Source organism: Chromohalobacter sp. HP20-39, from assembly GCF_033052815.1.
Lineage (GTDB): Bacteria > Pseudomonadota > Gammaproteobacteria > Pseudomonadales > Halomonadaceae > Chromohalobacter.
This window is the reverse complement of record NZ_JAWHTP010000236.1, coordinates 1-396: the sequence shown is the minus strand read 5'-3', so window position 1 is coordinate 396 and position 396 is coordinate 1. Positions and strand designations below refer to the sequence as shown.

Here is a 396-nt window from a genome sequence, read left to right as displayed (position 1 = left end):
CTGGTCGCAGGCGCCGAACGTCTGGTCGAGCAGCGGGGTATTTCCGCACGAGATAAAGCGCGGATCCGGCTTAGGGAGAACACCGCAGCCGCCTGCCTGTTTCAGCGCCGCATACTGCGCCGTGGCACCGGGCCCGTCATTGGTCTGTGCCGCCGCGATATAGCGCTGCAACGTCGCACGGCATTCGGGAGTCATCGCGGCCAGGGCCTTCTCGGCCTCGGGGTTGGCCGGCTGGCCTGTGAGCTTGGCGATTGCGTCTGCCGTACCGCGGCTGTCCATGGTGAAGGGCGCAGGCAACCCATTCACGGTCGCCGCGATCTCGGGATTTGCGGCAAGGAATGCCCGGCGTTGCGCAAGGTCGTCGCCGCGGCACGGTGTGGCGATCGAATCGCGCCA

The 396-nt window shown here is 67.2% G+C and carries 1 protein-coding gene; it reads right to left on the bottom strand.

What is annotated here, in order from left to right:
- On the bottom strand, nucleotides 1–396 hold a 396-nt coding region (locus tag RVY79_RS17805; protein WP_317465840.1), incomplete at both ends, for a hypothetical protein.